1 protein-coding gene is annotated in these 1,530 nt (G+C 75.9%); it reads right to left on the bottom strand.

All coding sequences use genetic code 11. The features are described from left to right. Nucleotides 1-19: 19 nt before the first annotated feature. Nucleotides 20-1,530, bottom strand: a 1,511-nt coding sequence (locus NBW84_RS18170) for a SpoIIE family protein phosphatase (RefSeq protein WP_250285929.1), incomplete at its 5' end; no start/stop codon positions are given.

Genomic DNA, 1,530 nt, shown 5'->3' with positions numbered 1-1,530 from the left:
CGGCAGCATCACGGAAGTGTCACGGCAGCGGAGGCGCGGCGATCTCCGCCCACACGACCTTGCCGTCGCCGACCGACCTGGTCCCCCAGCGGGACGCGATGAGCGAGACCAGCTCGAGGCCCCGGCCGCCTTCGTCGTCGAAGTCGGCGTGCCGGCGCCGGGGCAGCCGCGGGTCACGGTCGGAAACCTCCACGATCACCCGGGACCCGGTCCGGCGCAGCCGCACGGACAGTGGGGACCGGCCGTGCACCAGCGCGTTGGTGACCAGCTCCGACATCAGCAGGACCACGGAGTCGACGGTGTCGGCGTCCACCGACCACGTCCGCAGCAGGTCGCAGGCGCGTCCCCGGGCCGCGCCGAGGCCGGCCGGCCCGTCGGGGACCGTGATGTCGGCGTAGCGGGTCGCCCCGCCCGCGTCGGTGTCGGGCAGCCCCACCAGCAGCAGGGCCACGTCGTCGTCATGGCCGGCGTCCCGGCCGAGGGCCTCCAGGGCCTGGTCGGCCCGTCTGCCCAGGGAGCCGTCCTGCCGGGCGAGCACCGCGGCCAGGTCCGAGACGCCGGCGTCGATGTCACGCTCCCGGCTCTCCACCAGCCCGTCGGTGAACAGGACCAGCAGCGCCCCCCGGTGCAGCCGGACGGTGTACTCCTTGACGTCGCCGCGGCCGAGCCCGAGCGGGGTGCCGACCTCCATGTACAGCCGCGACACCAGGCCGTCGGGGGCCACCACCAACGGCGGCGGGTGCCCCGCGTTCGCCAGCGTCAACAGGCCCGTGTGCGGCTCGATGACGCCGTAGATGCAGGTGGCGATCTGGCCCTCGTCGATCTCGCTGACCACGCCGTCGAGCAGGGCCAGCACCTCGTACGGGGACAGCTCCAGGCGGGCGCAGGTCCGCACCGCGGTCCGCAGCTGGCCCATGATCGCCGCGGCCCGGACCCCGCGGCCCATGACGTCACCGATGACCAGGCCCACCCGGCCCGCGCCGAGGTCGATCACGTCGAACCAGTCCCCGCCGACCTCGGTGTCCTCGACCCCGGGCACGTAGCGGGCGGCGATCTCCAGCCCCTCCGGCTCGACCACGGTCGGTGGCAGCAGGCTGCGCTGCAGGGTCAGCGCGGTGTCCCGGCTGCGCCGGTAGAGCTCCGCGTGCTCGACCGCGACCGCCGCGCGGGCCGCGAGCTCCTCGAGGAAGGCCACGTCGGCCTCGGTGTACGGCGGCCGGTCGCCGGCGGCCATCAGGCTGACCACACCAGCCACCTGGCCGCGCAGGACCAGCGGCACGGCGGCGAGGGTGTGCGCGCCGACATGCCCCATCCAGCGCGCCATGTCGGTGGACGACAGCCAGGAGGCGCCGGCCAGCGGGGCGATGTGCCCACGCCCGGTGAGCGCGGCGAGGTTGACCGGGCTGTCCCGCGGCCACCGGCCCGTCCGGGCCCGGGGTATCGGCAGCTGGGTCAGGCCGGGGCGCACCGACACGACCGCCCGCCGCAGCACCGGCGCCCCGGCCGGGCCGGCGTCCGGGCCAGCCGGGG

Source organism: Protofrankia sp. CiP1_Cm_nod2 (assembly GCF_920664355.1).
In the GTDB taxonomy this organism is placed as follows: Bacteria; Actinomycetota; Actinomycetes; order Frankiales; family Frankiaceae; genus Protofrankia.
The sequence above is the reverse complement of the archived record's forward strand: the minus strand, read 5'-3'. Positions and strand labels throughout refer to the sequence as shown.